We start from the raw sequence: 1,630 nt of genomic DNA, 5'->3' as shown, positions 1-1,630 counted from the left end.
CGCCGTTCGCCTCATTCCCTGCCGCTGTCGCGGGCACCTCCTCTTTTCAGCTGAAAGACGCTTTCCCCGCTGCGCACGCCGTGACGGTGCCGCGCACGTTCGACCATTCTTTCTGCTGGATCGACATTATGAATATCACACAACAACCGCCTCTCGCGGGCGTTCGAAACGCGCGGACGTACGCAGCGCTCAATGACATCACAGCCAAGCACGGCGCGCTGGTGCGCATGAAGACTGTACCGGCACATGTCGCGATTGCACTGGTATGCGCAGGGCTTATTCCTGCGCATAATGCGCGGGCCGCGGACTCGGCGGCACCTTCAGCCGACCCGCAAACGCACGACAGTGCTAACGGTGTTGCGAATGATCAAGAGTCGGCGAGCCAGGCGTTGCCGCCTGTTGTCGTCACCGGCACGCACGGTTCGAGCTATGAGGCGCAAAATTCGGACAGCACAACACAAACAAATACGCCCCTCAAGGACTATTCCGCATCCATTCAGGTTGTGCCGTCGGAGGTCTTGCAAGACCGGGGTGTCACTCGCATCGATCAGATAGCGGACAACGTGAGCGGGGTGCATGCCGAGGCGAACTACGGCGGCAACGGTGCGACCTTCTTCAACATTCGCGGCTTCAGCGAGAGCAATGGCTTGCGCGACGGCTTTCGCAACTACGGCTACTATGCTTTTCGCGACGTACAGAACATTGATCGCGTCGAAGTGTTCAAAGGTCCGGCGGGCGCGTTATATGGCGGCATTGGCGCGGTCGGTGGTTATATCAACACCGTCTCTAAACGGCCTGAGCGCGACAACTTTGGCGAAGTCGATGTGACAGCGGGGACCTACGGTCTGGTGCGCTCGACCCTGGATGTGAACCGCGTGCTGAACGACGAACTGAGCTTTCGGCTGAACGCCTCGGTTGAAAGCAACTCGACCTTCCGGGATAACGCGGCCTATCGCTCATGGTCGGTGGCGCCGGCGATCACTTGGGACAATCACCGGGGCACGTCGGTGACGCTGCTGACCGAGTACAACCATCTGAACCGCGATGGCTTCGACTTCGGTGTTCCAGCTGTGCCCAACTATCAAGACCTTTCTCGCACTCGCTACTACGGACTTCATGACGGAGTGTACCCAGGAGTTCAAGGCGACTACGGCAGGAACGACACCTTTTCCGAAACCGTGCTATTCGAGCAGGCGCTCTCAGCGAATTGGAAGTTGCGACTCTCTGGTCAATATGCCTATGCGCGCCAGCTCTCGACGCAGTCATTTCCCGACAGTACGACTGCCGTGGGCAATTTGCTCGACTATTCGGTCTATAGCGGCGCGAACGAATTCTCGCGGCAGTACACTGCCCGGGCCGAGCTGGTCGGCGATTTCTACACTGGAAGCTTCAAGCATTCCTTGCTCGCCGGCCTAGACTACGGCTATCTCAAACTTGGTAACGGCGGCTCGCAGGTGTCTAACATGACGCTGGACCTGTTCAACCCCGACTATGTTTCCGGCCTAACGCCGGGCGATCCGTTGCCGGGTCACCAGAGCCAGGGCAAGGATTACGGCGCCTATGTGCAAGATCTGGTCGAACTGACGCCTCAAATCAAACTCCAGCTCGGCATGCGCGCGGATCGATTTTT

At 58.7% G+C, this 1,630-nt stretch carries 1 protein-coding gene; it reads left to right on the top strand.

Annotated elements, in window-relative coordinates; genetic code table 11:
• On the top strand, positions 1–1,630 hold a 1,630-nt coding region (locus QCE79_RS32705; RefSeq protein ID WP_309851544.1), incomplete at both ends, for a TonB-dependent receptor plug domain-containing protein.

Origin of the sequence: Caballeronia sp. LZ003 (genome assembly GCF_031451465.1) — a bacterium.
In the GTDB taxonomy this organism is placed as follows: Bacteria; Pseudomonadota; Gammaproteobacteria; order Burkholderiales; family Burkholderiaceae; genus Caballeronia.
Note: the sequence above shows the minus strand (reverse complement) of the source record. Positions and strands in the feature narration are given on the sequence as shown.